We start from the raw sequence: 763 nt of genomic DNA, 5'->3' as shown, positions 1-763 counted from the left end.
CCCCGGACGCCATCCACACCGCCACCCCCATGGACCGCTGCCGCTCCTCCCGCCCGCCTGGTCCAGGGGGCCGGGGCGGCGCTGATCCTGCCCGCGACGCTGGCCGTGCTGGCCGGGCGGGAGGAGCGGCAGCGGTCCATGGGGGTGGCGGTGTGGATGGCGTCCGGGGCGGCGGCGCTGGCGCTCGGGCCGGTGGCGGGCGGATATCTCAGCCAGTACGCGCACTGGAGCTGGGTGTTCCTCGTGAACGTGCCGCTGGGCGGGCTGATCATGGCGCTGGCCGCGGTGGCGGTTCCCCGGGGGACGGGCCGCGTCCGGGAGCTGGACGTGGCCGGGGCGGTGGCGTCCGTGGTGTTCCTGGGAGCCGGGACGTTCGCGCTGATCCAGGGCGGTGCACACGGCTGGACCTCGCCCGCCGTCGTGGCGGCGGTGCTGGTGTGCGCGGGCGGCGGGGCGGCGTTCGCGGTGGCCGAGCGGCGGGCCAGGGAGCCGATGGCGGAGCTGGGGCTGTTCAGGGTGCGGTGCTTCGCGGGCGGGGTGGCGGCGCAGGTGCTCTGGGGGCTCGGGGTGAACGGGGTGTTCTTCTACACGGCGATCTTCCTGCAGGGGGTGCTCGGGTTCACGCCGACGGAGTCGGGGCTCGCGTTCGTTCCGCTGGCCCTGCTGGTGGTGGTCGTCACGCCGCTCGTGCCGCTGGTGGAGCGGCGGCTGGGGGCCGGACGCACGGTGGCGGCCAGGCTCGTGCTCGTGGCCTGCGGGATGG

Annotated in this window: 1 protein-coding gene; it reads left to right on the top strand. The window is 76.3% G+C overall.

The window, feature by feature from the left end; translation table 11 throughout:
- Positions 1-763 (top strand): MFS transporter (locus FAF44_RS53480; protein ID WP_237111163.1); only part of this gene is annotated, 763 nt, incomplete at both ends.

The organism is Nonomuraea sp. MG754425 (assembly GCF_021699195.1).
Lineage (GTDB): Bacteria > Actinomycetota > Actinomycetes > Streptosporangiales > Streptosporangiaceae > Nonomuraea.
This window is presented reverse-complemented; position numbering and strand designations above follow the sequence as displayed.